Source organism: Nakamurella sp., from assembly GCF_048594475.1.
Taxonomy (GTDB): Bacteria; Actinomycetota; Actinomycetes; order Mycobacteriales; family Nakamurellaceae; genus Nakamurella.
On the sequence record NZ_JBMDXT010000060.1, the window covers coordinates 1 to 2799 of the forward strand.

The window sequence follows — 2799 nt, forward strand, 5'->3', positions numbered from 1 at the left end:
ACGTCCCACAGCTGCACGAGACCCGTGCTGCTGCCGGTGGCCAGCAGCCGCCCGTCGGGGCGGAAGGCGATCGAGAACTGCTGCCGGGCCACGGCGGCCGGTGCGGTCCCGACGACGGTCGGACGTTCGGGGTCGGTCACCGAGAGCAAGCGGATCGCGCCGTCGACCCCGTCGGCGGTGGCCAGCAGGCGCCCGTCCGGGGAGAGGGCCTGCATGGTGGGCCCCTTGGCGCCCAGCACCCGGGTGACCAGGGGCTGCCCGGTGGCGTCCAGGACGGCCGAGCGGTCCTCGGCGGTCGGCGAGGTCCGGAAGGCGACCAGGGCCAGCTGCGCGGCGACGTTGCCGTCCTGCGGGGCGACGCGGTTCGCCGCGTCGAGCACCTGCCCGGCCAGCGCGAGGTCGCGGAACGCCTCGGCCGCCTGCTGCTGCTCGGCGGCCGCCCGGCCCGATACGACCGCGAACACGCCGAGCCCGGAGGCCACCACGGCCAGCGTGGTCACCACGGCCACGATCGACCGGCGCCGCCGGCGACCACGCACCCGGGCGGCTCGGGCCGCGGTCACCGCGGCCTCGCTCGAGGCCAGGAAGTCCGCTTCGGGGGCCGAGAGTGCGACCGACCCGGCCGTCAGGGCCTCCTGCATGGCGGCCAGCCGGGTCGGCCCCAGCAACGCGGACGCGTCCTGCCCGCTGTCCTGCCAGATCCCGATGGCCTGGTCCAGCCGGCGGCGGGCGGCCAGCGCGGCGCGGCTCTCGTCGATCCAGCCCTGGAGCCGGGGCCAGGCCGACAGCAGCGCCTCGTGCGAGATCTGGACCGACTCGGCGTCCACGGTCATCAACCGCGCCGCGACGAACCGGTCGACGACCGCCCGCGCCGCGGCATCCTCGCCGCCCGGCGGCGCGTCCCCGGCCGGGTCGCCGGTGACCGATCGGGATGCGGCGCCGCCGCCGGCGATCCCGGCCAGATCGGTGAGGGGCATGCGGCGGCGGGTCACGACGGCGTCGTCGTCGACGTTGACCATCCGCAGCAGCATCGGGGCGGCCAGCTCCTGCTGCCGGGCCGGCAGCGCGGCCAGCACGGACTCCGCGCTCTGCGCCACGGCGCCGGCCACGCCGCCGGTGGCCAGGTAGTCGGCGACCGTCAGGCGCCGTCGGGTGGCGCGCTGCCAGGTGCCGCTCAGGGCGTGGGACAGCAGGGGCAGCGCGCCGGCGTCGAGGACCCCGGCCGGGGCCCCGTGCGGCGTGAGGTCGCCGATCAGCACCTCGACCAGCTCGGGGTCGACCTCGCAGCCGGCGATCCGCGCCGGCTCGACCACGGCGCGTCGCACCTCGTCCGGCGACATCGGCCCGACGACCACCTGGGCGCCGGCCAGCACCGGCAGCAGCGGGGCCTGCGCGAGGGCCGCCGCGTAGACGTCGGCCCGCAGCACGAGCACGCCCGGCCCGGGCGGGCCGCCGCCGGTCCCCGGGCCGGCGCCGGCGATCGCGCCGAGGGCCGCGAGGTAGGCCTGCCGTTCACGCTCGTCGGGACAGGTCGAGAAGACCTCCTCGAACTGGTCGACCACCAGCAGGTGGTCCGGGCCGGGGGCGCGGACCGCCGCGCCGGGCGGGTCGGCCCGCAGCGACCGCTCGACGGCGGCCACCTCGTCCTCGTCCAGCGGGCCGGCCGCCCCCGCCGCACCGGGTCCGCCGGACCCGCCGGCCGCGAGCAGCGCCGCGGCCAGCCCGCGCAGGGGGCGATCACCCGGAGTGATGATCGAGTACCGGGCCGGCGCGTCGGAATCGTCCCCCGATCCGGCCCACGCCCGCACCAGGCCGGCGCGCACGACGGAGGACTTGCCCGACCCCGACGGCCCGACCACGGCCACCATCCGGCCGGCGACGGCGGGCACCCCGGGCGGGCCGGTCGCGTCACCGCGGACGGCGGCCAGCAGCTGGGCGGTCACCCGCTCCCGCCCGAAGAACATGCCGGCGTCCTGGACCTGGAAGCTCTCCAACCCCGGATAGGGGGACACGGCCGACGCCGGGCGGGGGGCGCCGGCCCGGCGGACCCGGGCCACGGCGTCCCACCAGGCCTGCTGCGCCCCGGGATCGGTGACGCCGCACGCGGCCAGGATCCGGACGAACACCGCCGACTGGGCGACCGTCGGCAGGTGCCTGCCGCTGACGTACCCGCCGACGGTGGCCACCGGGCTGTCCACCGCTCGGGCCAGGTCGCGGACGCTGAGTCCGGTCCGCTCGCGCAGTGCGGTCAGCGCGGCGGCGAGCTCGCTGCGGCTCCCGATGGACGTCGGATCTCCCCCGGGTACGGCGAACCCGCCCGACCCAGCCCCCTTGGTCATGCCCAGCACCTTAGGTCCCGGTATTTCCGGTTCGCGCGGCCGGCCGCGCCCGGCCCCGCCCATTCGCCGGCGGGAGCACCGCGACCTGCGGCGATCCTCCCGGAGGCGTCCGGAGTCGTCCGGATCGGACCGCGCGGACGGCCCGGCACCGCCGGGGCCGAGAGGATGAACCGGACAGACGGTGCATCGGCCGGGACGGTCGGCCGGCGGGAAGGGCGGTGGCCCGGTGCAGGCTCGGGGCGCGCGTCCGGCGGTCGTCATGGTGCCCGGTGGCGGGCGCCCGGCCGGTCAGGGCCGGGCGGGCGCGGCAGCGGCCGTCGCGGTCGTCGACGCGCATCCGGTGAGCCGGGTCGCCCTGCCGCTGGCCCTGCCCGACCTGGTCTGGACCGGCGCCGCGGCCACCGCGGCCGACCTCCTCGCCGCGGCTCCGCCCGCCGACGTCGTTCTGCTGGCGCTGCAC

The 2799-nt window shown here is 78.5% G+C and carries 1 protein-coding gene and 1 pseudogene; one reads left to right on the top strand and one right to left on the bottom strand.

What is annotated here, in order from left to right; translation table 11 throughout:
- A partial coding sequence (locus ACOJUF_RS03005; protein ID WP_420120384.1) for a helix-turn-helix domain-containing protein occupies window positions 1-2339 on the bottom strand: 2339 nt, incomplete at its 3' end.
- Window positions 2340-2565: 226 nt separating this feature from the next.
- On the opposite strand from ACOJUF_RS03005, the pseudogene ACOJUF_RS03010 reads away from it, so the two are divergent.
- A pseudogene (locus tag ACOJUF_RS03010) lies at window positions 2566-2799 on the top strand (hypothetical protein); the annotation flags it as partial.